This is a genomic window from Hydrogenophaga sp. L76, from assembly GCF_057654755.1.
Genome location: NZ_CM172807.1, coordinates 3786404 through 3810790, shown reverse-complemented (window position 1 = coordinate 3810790; position 24387 = coordinate 3786404). Strand labels below are relative to the sequence as shown.

Annotated in this window: 22 protein-coding genes; 14 read left to right on the top strand and 8 right to left on the bottom strand. The window is 69.7% G+C overall.

What is annotated here, in order from left to right; translation table 11 throughout:
* Nucleotides 1-25 precede the first annotated feature (25 nt).
* On the bottom strand, nt 26-985 hold the full coding sequence (locus AC23D4_RS18550; RefSeq protein WP_472887045.1) for an ABC transporter substrate-binding protein: 960 nt from the start codon (nt 983-985) through the stop codon (nt 26-28).
* A gap of 310 nt (nt 986-1295) precedes the next feature.
* On the opposite strand from AC23D4_RS18550, the gene imuA reads away from it, so the two are divergent.
* The 8 genes from imuA to AC23D4_RS18510 all read left to right on the top strand — a co-directional run bounded on the left by imuA (nt 1296) and on the right by AC23D4_RS18510 (nt 10774).
* The gene (gene imuA, locus AC23D4_RS18545; protein ID WP_472887044.1) at nt 1296-2168 is read left to right on the top strand and encodes a translesion DNA synthesis-associated protein ImuA; all 873 of its coding nucleotides are present in this window, start codon (nt 1296-1298) and stop codon (nt 2166-2168) included.
* Nucleotides 2113-3417: a Y-family DNA polymerase gene (locus tag AC23D4_RS18540; RefSeq protein ID WP_472887043.1), complete on the top strand. Its 1305-nt coding sequence runs from the start codon at nt 2113-2115 to the stop codon at nt 3415-3417. The genes imuA and AC23D4_RS18540 overlap by 56 nt, the downstream gene beginning before the upstream one ends.
* Complete coding sequence (locus AC23D4_RS18535; protein WP_472887042.1) at nt 3414-6563, top strand: error-prone DNA polymerase; 3150 nt, start codon at nt 3414-3416, stop codon at nt 6561-6563. The genes AC23D4_RS18540 and AC23D4_RS18535 overlap by 4 nt, the downstream gene beginning before the upstream one ends.
* Before the next feature lie 103 nt (nt 6564-6666).
* Nucleotides 6667-7095, top strand: coding sequence for an ankyrin repeat domain-containing protein (locus tag AC23D4_RS18530; protein WP_487623643.1), 429 nt, complete (start codon nt 6667-6669; stop codon nt 7093-7095).
* A 95-nt stretch (nt 7096-7190) separates the two neighbouring features.
* Nucleotides 7191-8321: an ABC transporter permease gene (locus tag AC23D4_RS18525; protein ID WP_472887040.1), complete on the top strand. Its 1131-nt coding sequence runs from the start codon at nt 7191-7193 to the stop codon at nt 8319-8321.
* A 1-nt stretch (nt 8322) separates the two neighbouring features.
* A complete protein-coding gene (locus AC23D4_RS18520; protein WP_472887039.1) occupies nt 8323-9105 on the top strand; it encodes an ABC transporter ATP-binding protein in 783 nt (260 codons plus the stop codon).
* 23 nt (nt 9106-9128) lie between these two features.
* Entirely contained in the window at nt 9129-10064 is a 936-nt protein-coding gene (locus AC23D4_RS18515) for an MlaD family protein (RefSeq protein WP_472887038.1), read from the top strand.
* Complete coding sequence (locus AC23D4_RS18510) at nt 10061-10774, top strand: ABC-type transport auxiliary lipoprotein family protein (protein ID WP_472887037.1); 714 nt, start codon at nt 10061-10063, stop codon at nt 10772-10774. The genes AC23D4_RS18515 and AC23D4_RS18510 overlap by 4 nt, the downstream gene beginning before the upstream one ends.
* A gap of 51 nt (nt 10775-10825) precedes the next feature.
* On the opposite strand, the gene AC23D4_RS18505 is transcribed toward AC23D4_RS18510, so the two are convergent.
* Nucleotides 10826-11293, bottom strand: a complete 468-nt coding sequence (locus AC23D4_RS18505; protein ID WP_472887036.1) for an EVE domain-containing protein — start codon at nt 11291-11293, stop codon at nt 10826-10828.
* Nucleotides 11294-11371: 78 nt separating this feature from the next.
* On the opposite strand from AC23D4_RS18505, the gene AC23D4_RS18500 reads away from it, so the two are divergent.
* Nucleotides 11372-12154, top strand: coding sequence for an alpha/beta fold hydrolase (locus tag AC23D4_RS18500; RefSeq protein WP_472887035.1), 783 nt, complete (start codon nt 11372-11374; stop codon nt 12152-12154).
* 156 nt (nt 12155-12310) lie between these two features.
* A complete protein-coding gene (locus tag AC23D4_RS18495; RefSeq protein ID WP_472887034.1) occupies nt 12311-13516 on the top strand; it encodes a multidrug effflux MFS transporter in 1206 nt (401 codons plus the stop codon).
* A gap of 6 nt (nt 13517-13522) precedes the next feature.
* On the opposite strand, the gene AC23D4_RS18490 is transcribed toward AC23D4_RS18495, so the two are convergent.
* Nucleotides 13523-14029: a cupin domain-containing protein gene (locus AC23D4_RS18490; RefSeq protein ID WP_472887033.1), complete on the bottom strand. Its 507-nt coding sequence runs from the start codon at nt 14027-14029 to the stop codon at nt 13523-13525.
* Nucleotides 14030-14153: 124 nt separating this feature from the next.
* Nucleotides 14154-14552: a hypothetical protein gene (locus tag AC23D4_RS18485; protein ID WP_472887032.1), complete on the bottom strand. Its 399-nt coding sequence runs from the start codon at nt 14550-14552 to the stop codon at nt 14154-14156.
* Between the two features lie 176 nt (nt 14553-14728).
* Here AC23D4_RS18485 and AC23D4_RS18480 point away from each other — a divergent pair, with 176 nt between their 5' ends.
* The gene (locus tag AC23D4_RS18480; protein WP_472887031.1) at nt 14729-15286 is read left to right on the top strand and encodes a DUF2889 domain-containing protein; all 558 of its coding nucleotides are present in this window, start codon (nt 14729-14731) and stop codon (nt 15284-15286) included.
* A 122-nt stretch (nt 15287-15408) separates the two neighbouring features.
* On the opposite strand, the gene AC23D4_RS18475 is transcribed toward AC23D4_RS18480, so the two are convergent.
* A complete protein-coding gene (locus AC23D4_RS18475) occupies nt 15409-17007 on the bottom strand; it encodes an MFS transporter (RefSeq protein WP_472887030.1) in 1599 nt (532 codons plus the stop codon).
* A 105-nt stretch (nt 17008-17112) separates the two neighbouring features.
* Between AC23D4_RS18475 and selD the strand changes: the two genes are divergently transcribed.
* Genes selD through AC23D4_RS18460 form a run of 3 tightly spaced genes read left to right on the top strand, consistent with a single transcriptional unit; the run spans nt 17113 to nt 20746 of the window.
* Complete coding sequence (gene selD, locus AC23D4_RS18470; protein WP_472887029.1) at nt 17113-19392, top strand: selenide, water dikinase SelD; 2280 nt, start codon at nt 17113-17115, stop codon at nt 19390-19392.
* A gap of 51 nt (nt 19393-19443) precedes the next feature.
* Nucleotides 19444-20118, top strand: coding sequence for a TIGR04283 family arsenosugar biosynthesis glycosyltransferase (locus AC23D4_RS18465; protein WP_472887028.1), 675 nt, complete (start codon nt 19444-19446; stop codon nt 20116-20118).
* 7 nt (nt 20119-20125) lie between these two features.
* Complete coding sequence (locus AC23D4_RS18460) at nt 20126-20746, top strand: TIGR04282 family arsenosugar biosynthesis glycosyltransferase (protein WP_472887027.1); 621 nt, start codon at nt 20126-20128, stop codon at nt 20744-20746.
* Nucleotides 20747-20879: 133 nt separating this feature from the next.
* On the opposite strand, the gene AC23D4_RS18455 is transcribed toward AC23D4_RS18460, so the two are convergent.
* Genes AC23D4_RS18455 through AC23D4_RS18445 form a run of 3 tightly spaced genes read right to left on the bottom strand, consistent with a single transcriptional unit; the run spans nt 20880 to nt 24335 of the window.
* Nucleotides 20880-21518 carry an ATP-binding cassette domain-containing protein gene (locus tag AC23D4_RS18455; RefSeq protein ID WP_472887026.1) on the bottom strand — a complete coding sequence of 213 codons (639 nt, stop codon included), beginning with the start codon at nt 21516-21518 and terminating at the stop codon, nt 20880-20882.
* 1 nt (nt 21519) lies between these two features.
* Complete coding sequence (locus AC23D4_RS18450; RefSeq protein WP_472887025.1) at nt 21520-23187, bottom strand: ABC transporter permease; 1668 nt, start codon at nt 23185-23187, stop codon at nt 21520-21522.
* Nucleotides 23160-24335, bottom strand: a complete 1176-nt coding sequence (locus AC23D4_RS18445) for an ABC transporter substrate-binding protein (protein ID WP_472887024.1) — start codon at nt 24333-24335, stop codon at nt 23160-23162. Before AC23D4_RS18445 ends, AC23D4_RS18450 begins: the two co-directional genes overlap by 28 nt.
* Nucleotides 24336-24387: the final 52 nt, after the last annotated feature.

Below are 24387 nucleotides of genomic sequence, written 5' to 3'. Positions count from 1 at the left end.
CCCTTCGGAACGGCCGGGCGGGGGCTCATGCACCACCTTTGCGGGCCTGCAAGCGCAGGGCCGGCTCGGGGTCCAGCAGGCGGCCCCAGTCTGGCGCCACCTTGATCATGCCCACGGCCTGCAGCGTCGTCACCAGCCGCAAGGCATCCTGCGCCAGCACCGGTGGCACGCCCGACAGCTGTTCGAGCGACTGCTCTGCTGAATAAAAGGTCAGTTTCTGGAGTGTGGCGAGGTAGTCCTCAAGCGAGATCTCCACCCCGGGGGCCAGCAGGCGGGCCGCGGCTTCGGGGTTCTCCTGCAGCGCCAGCAGTCCACGTTGCCAGCCGGCGAGCAGCGCATCGACCTGGGCGGAGCGCGCCTGCAGCGCGCTGGCACGCACCACCAGCACGTCCACGATGTCGCCCGGCATCTGGCGACTGTCGAAGATGTCTTTGTAGCCCGCAGCGCGCAGCAGGCCAGCCATGGGCTCGTAAGACACCGCCACGCTCACGCGCCCGCTGCGCAGCGCCGACAGGTGCAAGGTGGATTCCATGTTGACCACATTCACATCGGTTTGCTCCAGCCCCGCCGCCTGCAGCAGGCGCGCCAGCATCAGCGCGCCCACGGAGGTGCCCTCCACCGCGATGCCCGCGCCGTGAAGCTGCGCAAGGTTCTGGATGGCCGGGTCGGCCAGCACCACGTCAGCGCCCGCGGAGGTGTCGAGCACGGCGACCACCCGCAGGTCAAAACCCTCATCGGCCAGGCGCAGGGTTTCGTCCAGTGTGAGGGCCGCCGCATCGAGCAGGCCGTTGCGGAAATGGCGCAGGGTCTCCGAGCTGGACGACAGCTCCACCACCTTGACCTGCTGCGTGTCGATCAGCTGCTGGTCACGCGCCAGCACCAGCGGGTCGTAGCCCAGCCAGGTGTTCATGCCCACTGTCAGCGGGGGCAGCGGCGGCTCGCTGCAGGCCGCCAGGCCCAGCCACAGGGTCAGGACACCGATCACCAGGCCCGCTCGGGCCGTCGTCTGCCAGGCCTTCCATGCCAACTGCCGGCCGCTTGATCGCTGCGTTTCTGGGTGTTTCGTGGGTGTGTCCGGGCGCCCGGCGGGTGGTGACATGGTGGGTGGTGGCGTGGCTTCGAATGATTTTGTCACCAGTCCCCGGCCGCCGGCGGCGATGTTTGTTTTTCATGCACGAAATCCGGCCCGGTGTGGTGTCCCATCCACCAACCCGGAATGGGGGCCGCAGAGAACACCCCGCTGGACAGCGGGTTCACTTTCAGATACTGTATGCATGAACAGTATCTGATGGATCATGCCCTCCCCCGCCCCAGCCCGCCTGCCCGACCCTCCGTTGGCCCGGCCTGCCCACAATGCCCCCCGCCCGGTACCCGCACCGGGCGCGCTCTCCAGCGCCCTGCCCGCCGCCGTGGCGGCCGCGCTCTGGCGCGCCGACCAGCTGGGCAGCGCGGTCGCGGCCACCTGGTCCAGCGGCTTCGAGGCGCTGGACGCCGCCCTGCCCGGCGGCGGCTGGCCCGGCCACGGCGTCACCGAAATACTGAGCGCCCAGAGCGGCACGCTGGAATGGCGGTTGCTCGGGCCGCTGCTGCGCCAGGTGTGCGCCGCCGGTCGCAGCGTGGTGCTGGTCGGCCCGCCCCGGCCGCCGCACCCGCCGGGCCTGCGGCTGGACGGCATCAACGAGCGGCAACTGGTCTGGGTACAGGCCGAGACGCCGGCCGAGCGCCTGTGGTCCACCGAACAGCTGGTCAAAGCCAACGCCTGCGGTGCGCTCATCGCCTGGCTGCCGCAGGTGCGCGCCGAGCAGGTGCGCCGCCTGCAGGTGCTGGCCGCGGGCTGCGCCGGCCCGGTGTTCCTGTGCCGGCCCGCCACGGCGGCCTGCGAATCGTCGGCCGCGCCGCTGCGCCTGCTCGCCCGCGTGGGGGCCGACTGGGAACTGCTGGTGAACGTGTTCAAGCGCAAGGGGCCGCCGCTGGAGACCACGCTGCACCTGCCCTCGGTGCCCGGCGGCCTGCAGGCCATCCTGACACCGCGGCTGCAGAAGCCCAGCACCCTGCTGCCGCTCGACCCGGCGCCGCAGACCGCCCCGTTCCCTCTTCCCAGCGAGGCCGGCCATGCTCTGGTCAGCGCTCCGGCTGCCGGCACCCGACGACACCGCCTCGCCCACTGACGCGGCGCTGCAGGCGCTGGCACTCTGGGCCCTTCAATTCACGCCCCGGGTTGCTGTCGCTGACGAAGCCGTGGTCATGGAGCTGGCGGCGAGCGTGCGCCTGTTTGGCGGCTGGCACGCACTGCGGGATCGTGTGGTCTCAGAGGGCACCGAGCTGGGCGTGAGCCAGATCGCTTGGGCACCCAACAGCCTGGCCGCGCTGGCGCTGGCGCGCGCCGGCGTGCAGGACGGTTTTCGCCAACCGCTGGACGTGTTGCTCGACGCCCTGCCCATGGACACGCTCAGCGCCGTGCGCCCGCACCGCCTCACGCTCGCGCACATCGGCTGCCGAACGCTGGGCGATGTGCGGCGCCTGCCGCGCGGCGGCGTCGGCCGACGCTTCGACAAACAGCTGCTCGCCGCACTCGACCGGGCCTACGGCCGCGCGCCCGAGGTGCACCGCTGGATCGCGATGCCCGAGCGCTTCGCGCAGCGGCTGGAGCTGATGTTCCGCGTGGACGATGCGACGGCCCTGCTGTTCGGCGCGCGCCGCCTGCTGCTGGCGCTGTGTGGCTGGCTGGCCGCGCGCCACAGCGGCACCACCGCCTTCACGCTGCACTGGGCGCACGATGCGATGCGCGCGAAATCGGCGGGCGATGGCGGCAGCCTCACCGTCCGCACCGCCGAACCCACGCGCAACATTGAGCACCTTTGCCGCCTGCTCGCCGAGCACCTGGCCCGGGTGGAGCTGCTGGCCCCGGTGGGCGACCTGGAGCTGGTCGCCGACGAGGTGATGCCGCTGGAGGAAAAAAGCGCCTCCTGGCTGCCCGACGACAACGCCGGCAGCGAGACGCTGCCCCTGGTGCTGGAGCGCATCGCCGCCCGCCTGGGGCCGCAGCGTGTGGTGCGCCCGGTGCTGTGCGAAGACCACCGGCCCGAGTGGATGTGCCGCTGGCAACCGGCGCCCGAACCCCTGCCCCGAAAGCCCGCCATGGGCAGCGAGCTGCCGCAGCCCAGCTTCATCCTGAGCGCCCCGCTCAAGCTGCTGGTGCGCGCCAACCGGCCGTATTACCAGGGCGAACTGCAATTGCTCGCCGGTCCGCAACGGGTGGAAGGCGGCTGGTGGGACCGCGACGAAGCCGCCGGCCAGATCCGCAACGTGGTGCGCGACTACTGGGTCGCGCAGTCGGCGCACGCGGGCGTGTTGTGGGTGTTCCAGACGCGGCTGGACGAGGCGCCGGCGTGGTTTTTACACGGCGTATTTGCATGACCGGAATCCCTCCCTACGCCGAGCTGCTGTGCCTCTCCAACTTCAGCTTCCTGCGCGGCGCCAGCCGGCCTGAAGAGCTGGTGGAGCGTGCGCAGGCGCTGAGCTACACCGCCCTCGCCCTGACCGACGAATGTTCGCTCGCCGGCATCGTGCGCGCGCACGTGGCGGCCAAAGAGCAGGGCCTGAAGCTGCTCGTGGGCAGCCAGTTCCAGGTGCAGAGTGATGCGCCGTTCACCCTCGTCGTGCTCGCCATCAATCTGAACGGCTATGGCAACCTCTGCGAGTTCATCACCCGCCTGCGCCGCTCGGCGCCCAAGGGCACGTACCGCCTCACGCTGAACGCCATCAGCCCCAACGCGTTGGCCGACTGTCTGGTGATCGCCGTGCCGCAGCGCGGCAGCAACCAAGCGCAGATGGACAGCGTGGCGCGCTGGCTGTTGCTGCACTTCGTGGGCCGCTGCTGGCTGGGCGTGGAGCAGCTGCGCCTGATGGACGACGAGATGCGACTGCACCGGCTGCGCCAGAGCAGCGAGCTCACCGCCGTGCCGCTGGTGGCCGTGGGCGACGTGCACATGGACCTGCGCTCGCGCAAGGCCCTGCAGGACGTGCTCACCGCCACGCGCATCGGCAAGCCGCTCACCGAATGCGGCCACGCGCTCGCGCCCAACGCCGAGCAGCGCCTTCGCTCGCGCCTGGCGCTGGCGCAGCGCTACCCCGATGCCCTGCTGGCCGAGACGCTGAAGGTCGCCGGGCGTTGCAGCTTCTCGCTCGACGAGCTGGCGTACCAGTACCCGAGCGAAGTGGTGCCGCCGGGCGAGACGCCGGCGAGTTACCTGCGCCGCCTGGCCTACGAAGGCATGGGGCGGCGCTGGCCCGCGGGTGCCCCCGCCTCGGTGCAACAGCAGGTGGAACACGAGCTGGCGCTGATCAGCGAGTTGCAGTACGAGCACTACTTCCTCACCGTGTACGACATCGTCGCCTTCGCGCGCTCGCAGCACATCCTCTGCCAGGGCCGCGGCTCGGCCGCCAACAGCGCGGTCTGCTACTGCCTGGGCGTGACCGAGGTGGACCCGGCGCGCACGGCGGTGCTGTTCGAACGCTTCATCTCCAGAGAGCGCAACGAGCCGCCCGACATCGACGTGGATTTCGAACACGAGCGGCGCGAAGAAGTCATCCAGTACCTCTACACCAAATACGGCCGCGAGCGCGCCGCGCTCACCGCCACCGTCATCAGTTACCGACCCCGCAGCGCCCTGCGCGACGTGGGCAAGGCACTGGGCTTCGACGAAGCCGCGCTCGACGCGCTGGGCAGCGGCCACCGCTGGTGGAGCGAAGACGGTTTTGCGCCCGAGCGCATCCTTGAGGCCGGACTCGATCCGGACAGCCTGAAAGTGCGCCAGCTCGTGGCGCTCACCGGCCAGCTCATGGGTTTTCCGCGCCACCTCTCGCAGCACACCGGCGGTTTCGTGCTCACCCAGATGCCTCTGTCGCGCATGGTCCCGATCGAAAACGCCGCCATGGCCGACCGCACCGTCATCGAATGGGACAAGGACGACCTCGACGCCATGGGCCTGCTCAAGGTGGACGTGCTCGCGCTCGGCATGTTGACAGCCATCCGCAAGTCGCTCGATTTCATCGGCCAGCGCAAGGGCTTCGACTTCCAGATGCAGGACATCCCGGCCGAAGACACCAGCACCTACGACATGATCTGCGCCGCCGACACCGTGGGCGTGTTCCAGATCGAGAGCCGCGCGCAGATGAGCATGCTGCCGCGCCTGCGCCCGCGCGAGTTCTACGACCTGGTGATCGAGGTCGCGCTGGTGCGCCCAGGCCCGATCCAGGGCGGCGCGGTGCACCCCTACCTGAACCGCCGCCAGGGCAAGGAACCCGTCGACTACCCCAAGGGCCTGGACGCCGCATTGAAGCGCACGCTCGGTGTTCCCGTGTTCCAGGAACAGTGCATGCAGATCGCCATCATCGCGGCCGGCTTCACGCCCGGCGAGGCCGACGGCCTGCGCCGCGCCATGGCCGCGTGGAAGCGCAAGGGCGGGCTGGGCAAATACCAGGAGCGACTGATCAACGGCATGACCGAGCGCGGCTACCCGCTCGACTTCGCGCAGCGTGTGGTCGAGCAGGTGAAGGGTTTCTCCAGCTACGGCTTCCCCGAGAGCCACGCCGCCAGCTTCGCGCTGCTGGTCTATGCGAGCTGCTGGATCAAGCGCCACCACCCGGCCGAGTTCCTGGCCGCCATGCTCAACAGCCAGCCACTGGGTTTCTATTCGCCGAGCCAGCTGGTGCAGGATGCCGTGCGCCACGGCGTCGAAGTGCGTGCAGTGGACGTCATGGAGAGCGATTGGGATTGCACGCTGGAAGAGCAGGGCCTCGACTCACTCTCCCCCTGGGAGAGGGCTGGGGTGAGGGCCGCCCCCGATCCCACCCTGCCCGCCGTGCGCCTGGGCCTGCGTTTGATCAGCGGCCTGTCACACGACGAAGCGCAGCGCCTCGTGTCTGCGCGCGAAGAAGCTGCATTCACGGACTCAGAAGACCTCGCCCGCCGCGCTGGGTTGGACCAGCAAGCCATGCAACAACTCGCCGCCGCCGATGCCCTCATGAGCCTGAGCGGCCACCGCCGCCAGCAGGTCTGGGACGCCGCCGCCCTCAAAGCCCCACCCGCGCTGCTCAAAGAAGCCCCGGTCGAAGAAGACACCCTCGACCTGCCCGAAGCCCCCGAAGGCGAAGCCATCGTCTGGGACTATGCGTCACTCGGCCTCACCCTGCGCCGCCACCCGCTCGCCCTGCTGCGCGAGCGCCTGCAGGCGCGCCGCTTCATGACCGCCGAAGCGCTGAAAGACGCGCCCGACGGCAGGCTGGTGCGCGCCTGCGGCATCGTCACCGGGCGTCAGCAACCCGGCACCTCCAAAGGCGTGGTCTTCGTGACGCTGGAAGACGAAACCGGTGTGGTGCAGGTCATCGTCTGGAAAGCCCTGCGCGAGCGCCAGCGCAGCGCCCTCACCCGTTCACGGCTGATGGCGGTGCACGGCGTGTGGCAGCGCGAAGGCGAAGTCTGCAACCTCATCGCCGGCCACCTGGAAGACCTCACGCCGCTGCTGGGCCGGCTGGCGACGGAGAGCCGGGATTTTCATTGAGAAACGTCTGTATCGGCGGACCGACCTTCACGCGCCCGACCGCTTGTGAGAGACTGCCCCACCCCCGAACACACAGCGCATCCACCCAGGCGCCGCCCATCCGATGTCCGATTGGAAACACCAGCAAATGATCAAGGCGTCGGGCTGGCCACTGGCCGCCGACCTGCTTGCGCCCGATGCCGATTTCACGGCCCGGCTTGACGGGGGCCTGGTGCCCCTGCATTGGGCCTGCCAGGCCGGCAAGGCGAGCCTGCTCAAGCACATGATCGAGCATGGCGCGAACGTTCATGACCTCACCGAAAGCGGCCAGAGCATGCTGGAACTGGCCATCACGTCCGGGCACTTTCAAACGGTCATGCTGCTGATCGATCAGCTCAAGGCCACCGGCGCACCCGTGCCCGCCGAAGCGCTGAAAAAGCGGCTGGCCGAGGCCTTCAGCAACGGCCACCCCGACGCCAGGAACCGCTTGCAGCAGACGCTGCGGGACTGGGAGCGTCTGGCAAAAAAAACCCCTTCACCCAGACCGTCCTGATCGACGGAAACCCCCAGGTGGCGGCTCAGGGTTTCAGCCGTCGTGTGCGATAACGCACGGACACCAGCGCCGTTCGAGCGCAACCTTGGTACCGCATGTCTGCGCCTTTTCCATCCGTCCCCAGCGCCTCTCCGACACAGGCCGCGCTTGCGCCCGGCCCGGACGGGGTCTGGACCCTGCACGGCCACTGGACACTGCAGGGACTGGGGCCGCTGCTGAAAGCCCAGGCCCTGCCGGTCGCCACCACGCCACCGCTCACACTGGACGGCTCGGCGCTGCAGGACATCGATTCGGCCGGTGCCTGGGTGCTGCAACGCTGGCTGCCGGCCGGCAGCGCGGCGCCGAGCTTGCGCGACTGGCCTCCGCGGGCAGCGGCGCTGATGCAGCAGGTGCAGGCGGGTGCGGGCCAGTCCCTGCCGCAGGAGCCGCGACACGGCCTGCTGCACCAGACCGGCCAGCGCGCGGTGGCCGCGGCCCAGCAGGTCCTGGCGTATCTGCACTTCATCGGCGAGATCGCCATCGCGGCGATGCGGGTGCTGCGCCATCCCGGGCAGTGGCGGCTGCGCGCGATCTGGCACGAGGTGCAGATCGGCGGCTTCGATGCCCTGCCCATCATCGGCCTGACCGCCTTCCTGCTCGGCATCGTGGTGGCCTACCAGGGCGCCGACCAGCTGCGCCACTACGGCGCCAACGTCTTCGTGGTGGAGCTGGTTGGCTACGCCATGCTGCGCGAGTTTGCACCCCTGATCGGGGCCATCATCATTGCCGGGCGCTCCGGCTCGGCCTACGCGGCGCAGATCGGCACCATGGTGGTCGCCGAAGAAGTCGACGCCTTGCGCACCATCGGCATCGACCCCTTGCAGCGCCTGGTGCTGCCCAAGATCATCGCCCTGGCCATCGCCCTGCCCTTGCTGACGGTGTTCGCCGACATCGCCGGCGTCTTTGGCGGCATGGTGATGGCGCGCTCGCAACTGGACATCGGCTTTGGCGAGTTCATCGACCGCTTCGGCCGCGTGATGCAAGGCTCGGCCCTGCTGGTCGGCCTGGGCAAGTCGCTGGTCTTCGCGTTCATCATCGCCACCGTCGGCTGCTTCCAGGGCCTGCGCACCTCGGGCAGCGCCGACAGCGTGGGCCGGCAGACGACGCTGAGCGTGGTGCAGTCGATCTTCACGATCATCGTCGCCGACGCGCTGTTCTCGGTCGCGTTCAACATGCTGGGGCTGTGAGATGGCGGCTGCCAACGACCACGTGATCGAGCTGCAGCAGATCTGCACCCGCTTCGGCAGCCACACCGTTCACGAGGGGCTGGACCTGAGCGTGAAGCGCGGCGAGATCCTGGGGCTGGCCGGGGGCAGCGGCTCGGGCAAGTCGGTGCTGCTGCGCGAGATGATCGGGCTGCAGCAACCCAGCTCGGGCCAGGTGCGCGTGCTGGGTGAAGACCTCACGGCGCTCAACGCGGTGCAAGGCCTCGCGCTGCGCAAGCGCTGGGGCGTGATGTTCCAGCGCGGTGGCCTGTTCGGTGCGCTGACGGTGCGGCAGAACGTCGGCCTGCCTTTGCGTGAGCACAGCGCGCTGGACGACACGCTGATCGACCGCATCGCCGAGTGGAAGCTGGCCCTGACCGGCCTGCCGCCCGAAGCCGGGCTCAAGCGGCCCAGCGAACTGAGCGGCGGCATGCTCAAGCGCGCGGCGCTGGCGCGCGCCATCGCGCTCGACCCCGAACTGCTGTTCCTGGACGAACCGACCTCGGGCCTGGACCCGGCCAGTTCGCGCGGCGTGGACGACCTGATCCTGGCCACGCGCGAGCTGTTCGGACCGACGATCGTGATCGTCACCCACGACCTGGCGCTGCTGTGGCGGGTGTGCGACCGCGTCGCCGTGCTGGCCGAAGGCCGCGTGATCGCACTGGACACGATGGACGCGCTCTCGCACCACCCGCACCCCACGGTCGCGGCCTATTTCAACCAGCCCAGCGGGGAGCCACAGCCGGCGGCCCCTGCGCTGGCCTGACCCAGACACAGAGACACAGCGATATGGACGACAAGGTCAACTACGCACTGGTCGGCGGCTTTGTGCTCGCGCTCGGCGCCTTGCTGGTGGCCGGCGTGCTGTGGCTCGCCGCCGGGCTGGGCGGCCGCCAGGCGATGGACACCTACCAGGCGGTGATCGAGGAATCGGTGGCCGGGCTGAACGTCGATGCGCCCGTGAAGTACATGGGCGTGGACGTGGGCAAGGTGGCGCGCATCGAAATCGACCCGCTGAACTCGGAGCAGGTCCGCCTGCACTTCCTCGTGAAGCGTGGCACACCGATCAAGCAGGACAGCGTGGCCGTGCTGAAGGCGCAGGGCCTCACGGGCATCGCCTACATCGAAATCAGCGGTGGCAGCGCCGGTTCGCCACCGCTGCTGGCCGGCGCCGACGGCGTGGCGCCGACCATCCCCTTCAAGCCCTCGCTGAGCGCCCGGCTGGAGAACGTGCTGAGCAATGTTCTGGCCAACGTGGACCGCGTCTCGAACAACCTCAACGAAGTCTTCGGTGCCGACAACCAGGCGGCGCTGAAGTCCAGCCTGGCCGACATCGCCACGCTGGCCCACACCCTGGCCGGGCAGCAGGCGGCGATCAGCGCCGGCATCGCCGATGCCGCCAAAACCGCCAAGCTGACCGCGCGCGCGGGTGAGCAGCTGGGGCCGACGCTGGCGCGCATCGAGAGCAGCGCGCAGGCCGTCGAACGCATGGCCGAGGTGGCCGGGAAGGCCAGCACCCGCGCCGGTGCGGCCGCCGACGCCGCCGCCACCAGCGTGCAACAACTGGGCAGCGAGACCCTGCCCGAGCTGGCGCGTCTGATGGCCGAACTGAACCAGCTCTCGGCCTCGCTGCGGCAGCTCAGCGAACAGACCACGGTCAGCCCCAGCAGCCTGCTGCTGGGCAGGCCTGCGCCGACACCTGGCCCTGGAGAAAGCCCGCCATGAAACACCTTCACCCCAACCCCAGTGCGGCACCCCAGGCACTGCCCAGCCGCCCGGGCGGCGTCGCCCGCCGGCTGCTGCTCGCCGCGGTGGTGCCGCTGCTGCTGGCGGCCTGCGCCGGCACCTTGTTACCCAAGCCGGCATCACCCCCCGCGCGCTTCACGCTGGACGCCGGCACCGCGGCGCCACCACCTGCCACCGCGCAGGTGGCCACAGCGGGCGCGCCCGCCCTCACGGTGGACCTGCCGCGCGCTGCGCCGGGCTACGACAGCCGACGCATGGTCTACCAGCGGCGACCCCAGCAGCTGGAGGCCTTCGCCTTCAATGAATGGGTGGAGCCACCGGCCCAGATGCTGGCCCCGTTGCTGGTGCGCGCGCTGCAGGACAGTGGCGGCTTTCGCGCCGTGCTGCGGGCTCCGTCGGCTGCGGCCGGCGGCTGGCGGCTGGAAACCGAGCTGCTGCGCCTGCACCAGGACTTCAGCCAGCGGCCCAGCCAGGTGCGCCTGAGCGTGCGCGCCGTGCTGCTGAACAGCACCACGCGACAGGCGGTGGCCTGGCGCGAATTTGATGTCAGCGTGGCCGCGGCCAGCGAAGACCCGGTGGCCGGCGCCGCAGCCGCACAGGCGGCCACACAACAGCTGCTGGCCGAAGTGGCCACGTTCTGCGCCGAGCAGGTGCGAGAAGCGGCGCGCACGCCGGTCCGTCCACTTTGAACCGTCGCTGCGAGGCGCCAAATGCTCCGCAGCTGAACCGGCGCGCCTCGTTCAAGGGCCCAGCATCCGCTCCGTGATCCAGCGCCAGTGCGCTTCGCTCACCGGCGTGATCGACAGCCGGCTGCCGCGCTGCAGCACCACCATGTCGGCCAGCTCGGGCGTGGCGCGCAGTTCGGGCAGTCCGATCAGCCGCGTCTTTTTGAGCGCCTGCACGTCCAGCAGCAGCCAGCGCGGCGCTTCCGGTTGGGACTTGGCATCGAAGTAAGGCGATAACGGGTCGAACTGCGTCGGATCGGGCCGCACGCCCGAGGCCACGCGCGCCAAGCCGACGATGCCCGGCTCGGCGCAGCTGGAGTGGTAGAACAGCACGCCGTCGCCCACCCGCATGGCGTCGCGCATGAAGTTGCGCGCCTGGTAGTTGCGCACGCCGGTCCAGGGCACGCTGGCCTGCGGCGCGGCCAGCGCGTCGTCGATCGAGCACTCTTCGGGCTCGGACTTCATCAGCCAGTAGGAGGGCATCACGCGATCTTAGCGAGACATCGAATCCCACGCTGGCGCTACAGTAGCCCAGCCTGCCACACGCCCCGGCGCCCCACCATGCCCACGATCACCACCGCCCACACGCCCCTTCGACGACGCACCGCCCTGTGGCTGCTCCTGACGGGTGTGCTGGGTCTGCTGGTGGGTTGCGCGTTGCCGCGCCCTGCGAAGGTGCCCATGGATGCGCTGTGGTTGCCGGCGTCGTCGAGCGGCCCGGGCCACACCCTGGTCGTGTTCATGCCGGGGTCGCAGGAGGTGCCGCAGGACATCGTGCGCGAAGGCTTCGTGGACCAGCTGCGATGGCGCCACCCGGGCGTGGACATGGTGGTGGCGGATGCGCACATGGGCTACTTCCGCGACAGCAGTTTTGAAACCCGCTTGCGGGCCGATGTGATCGAGCCGGCGCGCGCCCGGGGCTACCGGTCGATCTGGCTGGCCGGCATTTCGCTCGGCGGGATGGGTTCACTGCTGTACGCGAAGAGCGCGCCCGGCGAAATCGATGGGCTCATCGCTCTCGCCCCGTTCATCGGGTCGTACAACGTGCTGAGCGAGGTGGCCGAGGCCGGCGGGCTCGCACGCTGGCAACCCACGTTGCCGCTGCAGCCCGGCGACTTCCAGCGCGATCTGCTGCGGTGGCTGAAGGGCTACGGCGACCCGGCGCAGGCGCGCCCGGTGCTCTACATCGGCTACGGCACCCGCGACCGGCTGGCGCCGTTCCCCGGCCTGTTCGATGGTCTGCTGCCGGCGAATCACCTGCTCAGCGCGCCCGGCGGCCACGACTGGGCGCCCTGGAAGGCGATGTGGGTCGATGCGCTGGAGCGTGCGCCTCTGCGACCCTGAATCCCACGGCACCGATCCATTCCGGGTAGCCTTGCGCCTTCGCTGAGGCCTGCGCCACCACCGGGCGGCGTCGCCCTGCCGTGAGACCTTCGCCCAGCCACACCCCTTGTTTTCTTCGGTCACCCGCGTGGTGCCGACCACCGATTCCGCCCTTCCATGACGTCTCCGACAACCCGGCCCGCACCCTCCGGCCTGCTGATCGCCAACCTGCTGGCGCAACTCGCCTTCGGCCTGCTGGCCATGACCATCTGCCTGCCTTCGATGCAGGAATGGGGCGCCATCTTCAACACCGGCCAGGCGGCGGTGCAGCTCACCTTCAGCGGCTACGTGGTGGCCTACGGATCCCTGCAACTGCTCTACGGCCCGCTGTCGGACCGCATCGGGCGCAAGAAGATCCTGCTGTTTGGCCTGGCGGTCGCGTTCCTGGGCTCGGTGCTGGCAGCGCTGGCGCCCAACCTGCCGCTGCTGGTGGCCGCACGCGTGCTGCAGGGCGCGGGCGCAGCGGCGGGCATGGTGGTGGGCCGCGCCATGGTTCAGGATCTGTTTCAGGGCCCCGAGCGCACGCGCGTGATGGCCTACGTGGGCATGGCGATGGGCCTGTGCCCGCCACTGGCCACCATCATCGGCGGGCAGTTGCACGTGCGCCTGGGCTGGCAGGCCAATTTCGTCGTGATGGCGGTGCTGGCGGTGATCCTGTTTGTGGCGGCGTGGCACGGCCTGCCCGACCACCAGAAGGCCACCACGGTGCAGCCGCACTGGCTGCGCGCCATGCTGTCGTCGTACGCGCGGCTGGGCCGCGAGCGCGCCTTCATCCTCTACGTGGCCCTGCTCTCCATGACCACCGCCACCTTCTACGCCTTCCTGGGCGGTGCGCCCATCGTGCTCGGCAGCTACGGCGTGGGGCCCGACGGCATCGGCTACTACATCATGTGTGTGCCGGGGGCCTACATCGTGGGCAACTACCTCGCTTCGCACATGGCGCACCGCACCGGCGAGCGCCTGATGATGGGGATCGGGCAGGCCTGCACGCTGGCGGGCATCGGTCTGGTGGTGGTGCTGGCCCTGGCCGGTCTGAACACCCCGCTCGCGTTTGCCTTGCCGCTGATGCTGGTGGGCATCGGCCACGGCCTGCTGGTGCCGCCGGCGCTCGGCGGCACGATCGGGCTCGTGCCCGCGCTGGCGGGATCGGCTGCGGCGGTGGCCGGGCTGATGCAGCAGATGACGGGCGCCGTCGGCGGCTTTGCCGTCGGCCTGTTCCGGCACGAGGGTGCGCTCAACCTCGGGCTGCTGATGCTGGGCTTCGCCCTGTGCGGCGCCTTCGCGCAGTGGCTGCTGCACCGGCGCCTGGCCCGCACCCACTGAGCGACATCACATGCCGCCGTGCGGGTGCGTCGGGTCCACCCACAGCACCTGCTCCGGCTTCTCCACCGGCTCGATGTCCAGGTTCACCGCCACCGCCTGGCCGTCGCTGCGGCAGAGCACACACTCCAGCACCTCGGTCGGGCTGGCGTTGATCTCCTGGTGCGGCACATAGGGCGGCACATAGATGAAATCGCCCGGTCCGGCCTCGGCGGTGAATTCGAGCTTGTCGCCCCAGCGCATGCGCGCCCGGCCCTTCACGACGTAGATCACGCTCTCCAGCGGGCCGTGGTGGTGCGCACCGGTCTTGGCGTTGGCGTGGATGGTCACGGTGCCGGCCCAGAGCTTCTGGGCGCCCACGCGCGCGAAGTTGATCGCCGCCTTGCGGTCCATGCCCGGCGTGCTCGGCACATTGCCGTCGAGCTGGTTGCCCGGCACCACGCGCACGCCGTCGTGCTTCCAGGCCGGCTCTTGTTCGTGGGGGTGTGAATGCGGGTGCTCGTGCTCGTGTGACATGGCGGGTCTCCTGGCGGTGGTGCGCCCAGTGTGCCAGCCTGGCCGCTGCCCGTGCAGCCCCGGGGCATCGCCCCGACTTCAAGCAGCCTTCAAGCGGTCGGTGCCGCGGCCCACCCCGTGCCGCTCAGGCGTCCGGCTCGCTGAGCTCAATCCGCGCCGGATCCAGCTCCCGGATGCGCCGGTCCTCGTAATAGCCCCCGTATTCGGTGTAGCGCAGGAAGGGTTTGCCACACGCCTTGCAGGCCCAGACCTGGCAGCGGTTGCAGGGATGGAAATGCAGGGCGATCGGCGCTTCGGCCGACCACTGGTCCACGCCGGGTGGGCGATGTTCCTCCAGCGTCGGCTCCTCGTCGCCGGGCAGCCACAGCGCACCCAGCAACTGCAGGGCCTCGTCGCTGACCGTGCCGGGAAACGAGTCCCAGCCGGGGCTGGCGAAGGGCGCGCAGGCGGCGCAGGTGTCGCGCCACTGACGCCGGGCAAGATCGAGCACATCCTGTGCCTGCAGTCGGTTCAAAGCGGTCATCACGAATCTGGATAGAAAGGGAATGGGGATACCGCAGTATCCACGCACCCCATGACCTTGAAGGCATTGCGGCCGGCCCGGGACGGTGATCGCGTGCATCGGGGAAAATCAGGGTTCAGTCACTTGTTCGCCGAGGTCCCGTTTTGCCACTGCCCACGCCCCATCCCCGCAAGCCCATGCACACCCGAAAAGTCGAATACCGGGGGTTCGAACGCGACGATGGCCTGTGGGACATCGAAGGCGAACTGCAAGACACCAAACCCCACGCCTTCGAGATCGAGGGTGAGGGTGAGTGGGCGCCGAACGAACCCATCCACCACATGCACCTCCGCGTCACGCTGGACAACAACATGGTGATCCGTGAGGTGGCGGTGGCCATGGACGCGCACCCGCACGCGCCCTGCCCGCAGGCCATGGAACCCATGCAGGGCCTGATCGGCGAGACGCTGGGTCGCGGCTGGCGCAAGACCATCGAACGCCACCTCGGCGGCATCCAGGGTTGCACCCACCTGCGCGAACTGCTGTTCAACCTGGCCACCGCCGCGTTCCAGACACGCTCGGCCTCGTTCGCGCCCACAGCCGACGGCCACCCGCCGATGCACCTGGGCCAGTGCCTGGCCTGGGACTTCAACGGCCCGGTGGTGGAAAAGGTCTACCCGATGTTCTTCCGCTGGCAGCCGCCCGCGCGGTCAAAGGCCGGCGTGACGGGTGCGCTGCAGGAACCGGGCGCATAGGGTTTTCGGGAAACTCAGTCGCCCAGGTTGTCGTGGTGCGCCGCGGCACCGCGTGTCCATTGGGCCAGTGCACGCACGGCGTGGCGCTCCACCTCCCAATCCGACCGAGGGCGCAGGCTTTCTCAGCCGCTCTTCACCGTCGATTCCATCAGGCACCGCGTGACGCGCGGCGCCTCGTCGCCAAGGTGGAACCCCAGCTTGCGGTCGCGCAGCGCCACGTCGGCGGCGGTGACGCGGTCGAAACGCCGCAGGTGATCGGTCCAGGATTCGTCGACGATGACCTCGACGAACCGGCTCGGTTCGTGGATGTCGTGCAGCAACTCCCACGACAGGGCCCCGTGGCGCAGGCGGCTGCGTCGCCCCTCGCCCAGCATCAGTTCCCGGAAGTCGGCCGCGCGTGCCGGATCGATGCGGTACTCGATCATCACCATCACATGGCCCTGAGGCGGTGGCTGGTGGATCTGTGGCGCCGGGAAGATGCGCCTGGGCGTGATGTCGTCCTCCAGACCGGTGTCGGGCCGCAGCCGGTTGACCAGCGCCATGGCCAGCACGCCGGTCGCGGACGCGATACCCAGGCTGACCGGCACGCTGGTCCAGGTAGCCACCTGACCCCAGATCGCAGCCCCGCTGGCGCCCGCGCCCATGATGGCCATCTGGTAGATCGACATGCCACGCGCGCGCACCCAGTCGGGCAGGCCCATCTGGATCGAGACGCTGAGCGTGTTCGCGGTGGTGATCCAGGCGGCGCCACCGAGCAGCATCGCCGGCACCGCCACCCAGACCTGGTCGGTCACGGCCATGACCGCCATCGAGGCGGCCTGCACGGCCGCACCACGCAGGATGAGGCCGTCGCGGGGGTAACTGCGGCGCAGCCGGGTCAAGAAGCCGGAGGCAACGATGGCCCCTGCACCCATGGCGGCGAGCAGCAGGGTGAAGGTGCCGGCACCACCGCCCTCCATGCCCCGGGCCAGCAGGGCGAGCAGCGCCATCAGCGCGGTCGAGTGAAAGAAGAAGATCGAGATGCGCAGCAGCACGCCCTTGAGGTGGTAGGACTGGACCACGTACTGCAACCCGACGCGCATCGCGGGCCCCAGGCGCTCGCGCCCCAGCGGATTCGGTTGGTGCTCCCGCTTCCAGCGGCTGATGATGACCGCGGCCCCGATCGACAGCAGGGCGTTGAGCAGGAACACCCAGGCGCTGCCGGCGCTGGCGATCAGCGCGCCCGCCACCAACGGGCCGATGATGCGCGAGGCGTTCATCGACACGCCGTTGAGCGCCAGCGCCGCGGGCAACTGGAACCGGGGCACGATCTCCGGCACGATGGCCGAGAACACGGGCCAGCGCATCGCCAGGCCGATGCCGTTGGCAAAGGTCAGGGCCAGCAGCACGGGCGGCGACATCATGTCGAGGAAAACGAAGGCACTCAGGATCGCTGCCACCACAGCCACCCACAGCTGCGTGAAAAGGAAGTAACGCTTGCGGTCGAGACCGTCGGCGAGCGCACCGCTGGGCAGGCCCAGCAGGAACACCGGCAAGGTGGCCGCGGTCTGCACCAGCGCGACCCAGATCGGCTTGGTGGTCAACGAGGTCATCATCCAGGCCGCCGCCACCTCGGTCATCCACATGCAGACGTTGGCCATGAGCCAGGTGATCCACAACATGCGGAACACGGGGCGCCGCAAAGGGGCGACAGGGGAAAGATCGTCTTCGGTTGCGGACATGAACGAACTGTAATGGCCTGGCAGGCATCTTCGGCTCCGACCACAGCACCCGCTTGCAGTGAACCGCCCCCTATGATCAACGGGAACAGCCCTACACAGGTTCCCATGCAAGCCTCTGAACAACCCATCCTGCGCGACCTCGTGCTCGTCGGCGGCGGCCACAGCCACGTGGTCGTCTTGCGCATGCTCGCCATGCAGCCCGAGCCGGGCCTGCGCATCACGCTCATCTGCACCGACATCGACACGCCCTACTCCGGCATGTTGCCCGGCTACATCTCGGGCCACTACAGCTTTGACGACGTGCACATCGACCTGGGCCGCCTGGCGGCGTTCGCCGGGGCGCGCTTCATCCACGGCGAAGTGACCGGCCTGGACCGGGCCAACCAGCGTGTGGTGCTGCGCGACCGGCCTTCGGTGCCCTACGACCTGCTGTCCATCAACACCGGCTCCACGCCCAACGTGCGCCAGGTGGAGGGCGCGCGGGCGCACACCGTGCCGGTCAAGCCCATCGCCCATTTCAACCAGCGCTGGTTGCAGCTGCTGGACCGCGTGCGCGCGCTGCACAGCCGCTTCACGATCGCCGTGGTGGGCGGTGGCGCGGGCGGTGTGGAACTGGTGCTGTCGGTGCAGTTCCGGCTGCGCAACGAGCTGCAGAAGCTAGGCCGCAACCCCGACCTGCTGCGCTTCGTGCTGCTCACGGCGGGCGACACCATCCTGCCGACACACAACCCCGGGGTGCGCGCGCGCTTTGCCCGCGTGCTCAAAGAACGCCACGTGGCGGTGCACACCCGCGCCGAGGTGACGCAGGTTTCGCCCGGCTGCCTGCACACGCAGGACGGCCGCACCTTCGACGCCGACGAAACCCTGTGGGTCACGCAGGCCGGTGGCCCGGTCTGGCTGCAAAGCACCGGCCTGGCGCTCGATGAACACGGCTTCATCCAGGTCAATCAACAACTGCAGACGCTGGACGACCCGAAGATCTTTGCCGCGGGTGACGTGGCCTCGTTCACGGCCCGCCCGCTGGAGAAGGCCGGTGTGTTCGCGGTGCGCATGGGCCCGCCGCTGGCGAAAAACCTGCGCCTGAGCCTGCGCGGCCAGCCCCTGGTGGCCTACAACCCGCAGCAACGCTGGCTGGCGCTGATCTCCACCGGCGACCGCTACGCCGTGGCCTCGCGCGGCGCCATCGGCTTTGCCGGAAACTGGGTCTGGACCTGGAAGGACTGGATCGACCGCCGCTTCATGCGCAAGTTCACCGAGCTGCCGGCCATGGCCGATGCCAGCCCGGCAGCGGCAACGCCCACCAGCAGCCTGGTGCTGAGTGCCGAAGAATCGCGCCAGGCGATCTCGGCGATTGCCATGCGCTGCGGCGGCTGCGGTGCCAAGGTGGGCGCCAGCATCCTGACCCGCGCACTGGGCAGCCTGCAACCGGTCGAGCGCGACGACGTGCTGATCGGCCTGCACGCGCCCGACGACGCCGCCGTGGTGCGCGTGCCGCCGGGCAAGGCCATGGTGCACACGGTGGACTTCTTCCGCAGCTTCATCGACGACCCTTACCTGTTCGGCCAGGTCGCGGCCAACCACGCGCTGGGCGACATCTTCGCCATGGGCGCCGAGCCGCAGTCCGCGACGGCCATCGCCACCGTGCCACCGGGCCTGGAAGCCAAGGTGGAAGACCTGCTGCTGCAGATGATGACCGGCGCGGTCGAGGTGCTCAACGCCGCGGGGTGCGCCCTGGTCGGCGGCCACACCGGCGAGGGGCGCGAGCTGGCGCTGGGCTTTGCCATCAACGGCCTGATCGACGAGCAGATGGACGGTGTCATGCGCAAGGGCGGCATGTTGCCCGGCGACGTGCTGCTGCTCAGCAAACCCATCGGCACCCTGTTCGCAGCCCACGCCCGGCACGCGGCCAAAGGCCGCTGGATCGACGCGGCGCTGAAATCGATGGTGGTGTCCAACCAGGCCGGCGCGCAGATCCTGCGCGCGCACGGCGCCACCGCCTGCACCGACCTGACCGGCTTCGGCCTGCTCGGGCACCTGGTGGAGATGACGCGCCCCTCGGGCGTGGACGCCGAACTGCAACTGAGCGCCCTGCCCCTGCTCGACGGCGCGGTGGAATGTGTGCAGGCGGGCATCGTCAGTTCGCTGCAGCCGGCCAATGTGCGCCTGCGCCGCGCGCTGCGCAACGCCGAAGACTTCGTCAAGGACCCGCGTTACCCGCTGCTGTTCGACCCGCAAACCGCCGGTGGCCTGCTGGCGAGTGTGCCGGCCGACCGGGCCACTGATTGCATCCGCGCCCTGAAGGCATCGGGCTACCCGCAGACCGCTGCCATCGGCCGCATCCGCGGTGCGTCGGACGCGCTGGAGCCCGTGGTGCTGACCGCTTGATGGCGTGAGACGGACCAGCGCCAAGCCCATTCGACGCCATCGACGTTGACCATGCGTGTCTCGATCATCGTGCCCATGCTCAACGAGGCGCCTGGCCTGCCGGGTTTGCTGGCGCGGCTGGTTGAACTGGCGCGCCAGGGCTGTGAAATCCTGATCGTCGATGGGGGCAGCGACGACGGTTCTGTTTCGCTGGCGGAGCGTGCCGGCTTTCGGGTGCTGGCGTCACCGAAAGGCCGTGCGCGGCAGATGAACCTGGGCGCGGGCCAGGCCACCGGCGACGTGCTGCTGTTCCTGCACGCCGACACCTTGTTGCCCGAAGGCGCCATCGACACCGTTCGCCAGACCCTGCAGAAGACCGTCGCCGTGTGGGGCCGCTTTGATGTGCTCATCGACGGGACACACCCCATGCTGCGCGTGATCGCCACCCTGATGAACCATCGCTCGCGCTGGACGGGCATCGCCACCGGCGATCAGGCCATCTTCGTCACGCGCAAGGCCTTCGAAGCCGTGAGGGGCTACCCCGATCAACCCTTGATGGAAGACATCGAACTCAGCAACCGCCTGCGGGCGCTGGCGCGCCCCGCCTGCATTCCCACCCCGGTGCGGACCTCGGGGCGGCGCTGGGAAAGCCGCGGCGTCTGGCACACCGTGCTGCTGATGTGGCGCCTGCGCTGGGCCTACTGGCGCGGCACACCGGCCGAGCAGCTGGCGCAGCGGTACCGCTAAGACCACCATGCCCCAGCCACCCCGCATCGTCATCTTCGCCAAGGCACCCGTCGCGGGCCTGGCCAAGACCCGCCTGATCCCGGCGCTGGGTGCACAGGGTGCCGCCTTGCTGGCCGCCGCGCTGCTGGAACACGCGGTGGCGCAAGCCCTGGCCAGCGGTGTGGGCCCGGTGGAACTGTGCGTGACGCCCGCGCCCGCCGACCCGCTCTGGTCGGGGCTGGCGCTGCAAGCAACGCTCAACTGGAGCGACCAGGGCGACGGCGACCTGGGCGAGCGCATGGCCCGCGCGGCCCAGCGTGTGCTGGAGGCGGGAGAGCCGGTTCTGCTGATGGGAACCGACTGCCCCGACCTCACGGCCGATCGCATCCGCGAGGCCGCGGCCAGCCTGATCGCTGCAGACGCCGCCCTGGTGCCGGCTTTTGACGGCGGCTATGTGCTGCTCGGGCTGAACCGCTTCGACGCCAGCCTGTTTGCCGGCATCGCGTGGAGCACGGCCACCGTGGCGCAAGAAACGCGGCGCCGTGTGGAACAACTCGGCTGGTCGCTGCAGAACTTGCCGACGCTGCACGACATCGACGACCCGGCCGACCTGCGGTGGCTGCCCGACGACCTGCAACCAGCCATCTGAAACGCGGCCGCTGGAAGTCCAACCACATTGCCGGGATGACGTGCACGACCCAGAACACCGCGGAACCGGCTTTGCCGGGCCGCCAGCGTTGCCCCCTGGAGGGGTCGCGCGCAGCGCGGCGGGGGGTGTCACCCTATGCCTGCCAGTGGTGGATGTCCAGCACCCGCCCGCCGGGCGGCACGTCGTCCGGGTCGTGCGTGACCAGCAAGGTGGGGATGCGCTGGCGGGCGATCTGCTCGAACACGAACCTTCGGAACTGCGCGCGCAGCTCGGCATCAAGCCGGGAGAACGGCTCGTCCAGCAGCAGCGCGTCGGGCTCGGCCAGCAAGGCGCGCATGAGGCTCACGCGGGCGCGCTGACCGCCCGAGAGCGTGGCGGGATCGCGGTCGTGGAAGCCGTCCAGGCCGATCTCGCGCAGCGTCTGTTCCACCCGCGCTCGGCGCGCAGCGGCACCCTGGAGCGCGGCGGGCAAAGCGAAGGCCAGGTTCTGGCCCACGCTCAGGTGCGGAAACAGCAAGTCGTCCTGAAACAGGATGCCGACGCCCCGGGCTTCCACCGGCAACTGGTCGCGCCGCTGGCCGGCCAGCCACAGCTCGCCGTTGGCCTGGAAGGCCGGGTCCAGATCGCCCACCAGCCAGTTGAGCAGCGTGGACTTGCCCGAGCCCGACGCCCCGGTCACCGTCGCGATGACGCCCGGTTCGACCTGCAGGTTCAGACCCGCGATCAACACACTCGGGCCCTGGGTGATGGTGAGGTTCCGTATATCCAACATGTCAACGCAGCCCCTTCCGGCAACGGCCGGCCCAGTGTGAAATCAGTGCTGCGAAGCCGAAGCCCAGCAGCGGCAGCACGATCTGCAGCATCGCCTGCACCGCCAGCACGCGGCGGTTGCCGCCCGCGCTCAGGGCCACGGCTTCGGTGGTCACCGTCACGAACCGCCCGCCGCCCGCAAACAGCGTCGGCAGGTACTGCGCCACGCTCACCGCAAAACCCACGGCCAGTGCGGCCAGCATGGGCTTCAGCAGCATCGGCCACTTCACACTCAAACATGCCCTCAGAGGAGAATGACCGAGCGCCCGCGCGGTGGTCATGAGGCGGCGATCGAACGCGCGGTAGGGACCGATCAGCGTGAGCACCATGTAGGGCAGCACCCACAGCAGGTGGCTCCACACCAGACCGGCCGCGGTGCCGTCCACCTGCAGCCGCAGCAGGGCCGCGTACTGCGCCGCCACCAGCGGCAGGGCCGGAACGATCAGCGGCACATACAAGACGGCGTTGTAGCGCTGCGGCCCCCACTCCAGCCAGAGCAGCGCCGCCGGCAGGCACAGCAGAACCGCCGCCGCACCGAGCCACAGCGTGGTCCAGAACGGCGCCCAGTCGGCCTGCCGCCAGGTCTGCAGCGACAACGATTCGGGCCACAGCGCGGGGAAGAACCAGCTCTCGGCCAGCGACCACACCAGCAGCACCGCCACCACCGCATAGCCGATCAGCAGCAAGGGCTGGTGCAGCCCCACGCGGGCCGGGCGGGGCGCCGGCCGGCGCTCGCCCGGGGGGTAGGCAGCGCGGTGCACGGTGTGGCGCCACAGCCAGCGCGCAGCGCCGGCCCCCAGCAGGAACAACCCCAGCAGCACCAGCGACGCCGCTCCGCCCTTGGCCTGCATCGCGGCATCAGGGTCGATGAGCCACTGCCAGATCAGCACGGCCAGGGTGGGCGGTGTGCCCGGCCCCAGGATCACCGCCATGTCCACCACCGACAGACCGTAGGCCCACACGGCGGCCAGCGGCCAGCCCAGGCGCGGCAGCAACTGCGGCCACAACACCCGGCGCCAGGCCTGCACCCGGCTGTAACCCAGCGAGCGGGCCACCACCATGTGACGCTGGACCTGCTGCTCGCCCAACACCGCCACCAGCACCCACAACAGGAACCAGCTCTCCTTGATGCCCAGCGCCAGCGCGAGGCTCAGGCCATAAGGGTCCTGCACCGTGATCCAGGCGGGCGGCTCGGCCCAGCCTAACGCCTGGGCCAGCGCGCGCGCCAGCCAGCCCGATGGCGAGAGCAGGAAAAACAGGCCCACCGCAAAGGCCGCGTGCGGAACCGACAGCAACAAGGGCATGCGCCGTTGCAGGTCGGTCCAGCGGCGGCTGGGGTAGTACAGGGTGGCGAGCACGGCCGCGATCGCCACGCCCAGCGCGGTCCCCAGCAGGGCCGATAGCAAGGTGGCCTGCAAGGCCTGGGGCCACTGGGGGTCGGCCCACAGGGCCTGCCAGACAGCGGCATCCAGCGAGGGCGCGAGCGCCCAGTAGAGCCCGGGCAGCAGGGGCCCGAGGATCAGCGCCACCGGCAGCACCGCCAGCCACACCGCCGACGGTCGCCGCCCGCGGCCCGGTAGGCCCTGCGGCTCCAGGCGACGGATCAGCGTGCGCCGTACCGCTTCAGCCACTCGGCCTCCAGCGCCTCCACCCAGCTGGCGTGGGGCTCGGCGAGCGTGGGCACGGGCTCGGCCAGTGCGCCGGGTGCGGTCTTGCGCATGGTGGCCTGCAGGGCGGCGGGCAGCTTGGCCAGGTCGAGCACGCTGCGGTCGCCCCAGACCGCCACGTCGGCCTTGTGGGCCTGGGCTTCGGGCGACAACAGGAAGTTGGCCACCACCTGGGCGCCGGCCCGCGCCTTGGCGTTGACCGGGATGGCGACAAAGTGCACGTTGCCGATGGTGCCGCCCGTGAAGCCGAAGCTGTAGGCCGTGGCCGGCAACTGGCGCGTGCCGATCAGGTTGGCCGCTTCGTTGGGGTTGAAGGTCAGCGAGAGCTTGAGCTCGCCATCGGCCAGCATGCGGTGCATTTCTGCGGCGCTGGCCGGGAAGGTCTTGCCGCCGCGCCAGAGCTGCGGGTGCAACTGGTCCAGATAGGCCCACAACGGTGCCGTGGTCGAGGCGAAGCTGGCGGCCGACACCGGCGCCTGCAGCAGTTTTCGATCGGGCGCGAGTTCGATCAGCACCTGCTTGACGAAGGTCGTGCCGTGAAAGTCGGGCAGCTTGGGGTAGCTCACTCGGCCCGGGTTGGCCTTGGCAAAGACCAGCAGCTCGGCCGCCGAACGCGGTGGCGTGGGTGTTTTGGCCTTGTCGGCGATGAAGGTCAGCTGCGCCGCGCCCCAGGGCGCTTCAAAGCCATCGGTGGGCACCGAGAAGTCGCTGCGCACGGGCTTGTTCAGGTCCACCGAACCCCAGTTGGGCAGGCTCTCGGCCCAGGGGCCGAACAGCAGACCACCCTGCTTCAGGTTGCGAAAATTTTCGCCGTTGACCCAGATCAGGTCGACCGAGCCGTCGGTGCGGCGCCCGGCGGCCACTTCGGTCTGCACCCGTTTGACCACCTCGGCCGCGTCCGTCACCTTGACGTGGCGCAGCTCCACGCCGTAGCGGCCCTTGACCTGCTGCGCCACCCAGCCGATGTAGGTGTTCGTCGCCTCGCTGCCGCCCCAGGCGTTGAAGTACACCGTCTGGCCCCTGGCATCGGCCTCGACTTTGGCCCAGTCGGCGTGCGCCGCGAAGGGGACCGACAGGCTCAGCGCCAGGGTGGCGAGGGGCAAGCATTTCATGGGCAAGGACTCCGAAAGCAAAGAGGTAAAGCCCATAGTCGGGCGAAGCCGT

Bases quoted from the DNA above. Each gene is read 5' to 3' on its own strand.
- selD (WP_472887029.1), top strand. From the start codon at position 17,113: ATGCAAGCCTCTGAACAACCCATCCTGCGCGACCTCGTGCTCGTCGGC.
- imuA (WP_472887044.1), top strand. From the start codon at position 1,296: ATGCCCTCCCCCGCCCCAGCCCGCCTGCCCGACCCTCCGTTGGCCCGG.
- AC23D4_RS18530 (WP_487623643.1), top strand. From the start codon at position 6,667: ATGTCCGATTGGAAACACCAGCAAATGATCAAGGCGTCGGGCTGGCCA.
- AC23D4_RS18475 (WP_472887030.1), bottom strand. From the start codon at position 17,007: ATGTCCGCAACCGAAGACGATCTTTCCCCTGTCGCCCCTTTGCGGCGC.
- AC23D4_RS18505 (WP_472887036.1), bottom strand. From the start codon at position 11,293: ATGCCCTCCTACTGGCTGATGAAGTCCGAGCCCGAAGAGTGCTCGATC.
- AC23D4_RS18510 (WP_472887037.1), top strand. From the start codon at position 10,061: ATGAAACACCTTCACCCCAACCCCAGTGCGGCACCCCAGGCACTGCCC.
- AC23D4_RS18540 (WP_472887043.1), top strand. From the start codon at position 2,113: ATGCTCTGGTCAGCGCTCCGGCTGCCGGCACCCGACGACACCGCCTCG.
- AC23D4_RS18535 (WP_472887042.1), top strand. From the start codon at position 3,414: ATGACCGGAATCCCTCCCTACGCCGAGCTGCTGTGCCTCTCCAACTTC.
- AC23D4_RS18455 (WP_472887026.1), bottom strand. From the start codon at position 21,518: ATGTTGGATATACGGAACCTCACCATCACCCAGGGCCCGAGTGTGTTG.
- AC23D4_RS18525 (WP_472887040.1), top strand. From the start codon at position 7,191: ATGTCTGCGCCTTTTCCATCCGTCCCCAGCGCCTCTCCGACACAGGCC.
- AC23D4_RS18490 (WP_472887033.1), bottom strand. From the start codon at position 14,029: ATGTCACACGAGCACGAGCACCCGCATTCACACCCCCACGAACAAGAG.
- AC23D4_RS18515 (WP_472887038.1), top strand. From the start codon at position 9,129: ATGGACGACAAGGTCAACTACGCACTGGTCGGCGGCTTTGTGCTCGCG.
- AC23D4_RS18495 (WP_472887034.1), top strand. From the start codon at position 12,311: ATGACGTCTCCGACAACCCGGCCCGCACCCTCCGGCCTGCTGATCGCC.
- AC23D4_RS18445 (WP_472887024.1), bottom strand. From the start codon at position 24,335: ATGAAATGCTTGCCCCTCGCCACCCTGGCGCTGAGCCTGTCGGTCCCC.
- AC23D4_RS18465 (WP_472887028.1), top strand. From the start codon at position 19,444: ATGCGTGTCTCGATCATCGTGCCCATGCTCAACGAGGCGCCTGGCCTG.
- AC23D4_RS18500 (WP_472887035.1), top strand. From the start codon at position 11,372: ATGCCCACGATCACCACCGCCCACACGCCCCTTCGACGACGCACCGCC.
- AC23D4_RS18480 (WP_472887031.1), top strand. From the start codon at position 14,729: ATGCACACCCGAAAAGTCGAATACCGGGGGTTCGAACGCGACGATGGC.
- AC23D4_RS18520 (WP_472887039.1), top strand. From the start codon at position 8,323: ATGGCGGCTGCCAACGACCACGTGATCGAGCTGCAGCAGATCTGCACC.
- AC23D4_RS18485 (WP_472887032.1), bottom strand. From the start codon at position 14,552: ATGACCGCTTTGAACCGACTGCAGGCACAGGATGTGCTCGATCTTGCC.
- AC23D4_RS18460 (WP_472887027.1), top strand. From the start codon at position 20,126: ATGCCCCAGCCACCCCGCATCGTCATCTTCGCCAAGGCACCCGTCGCG.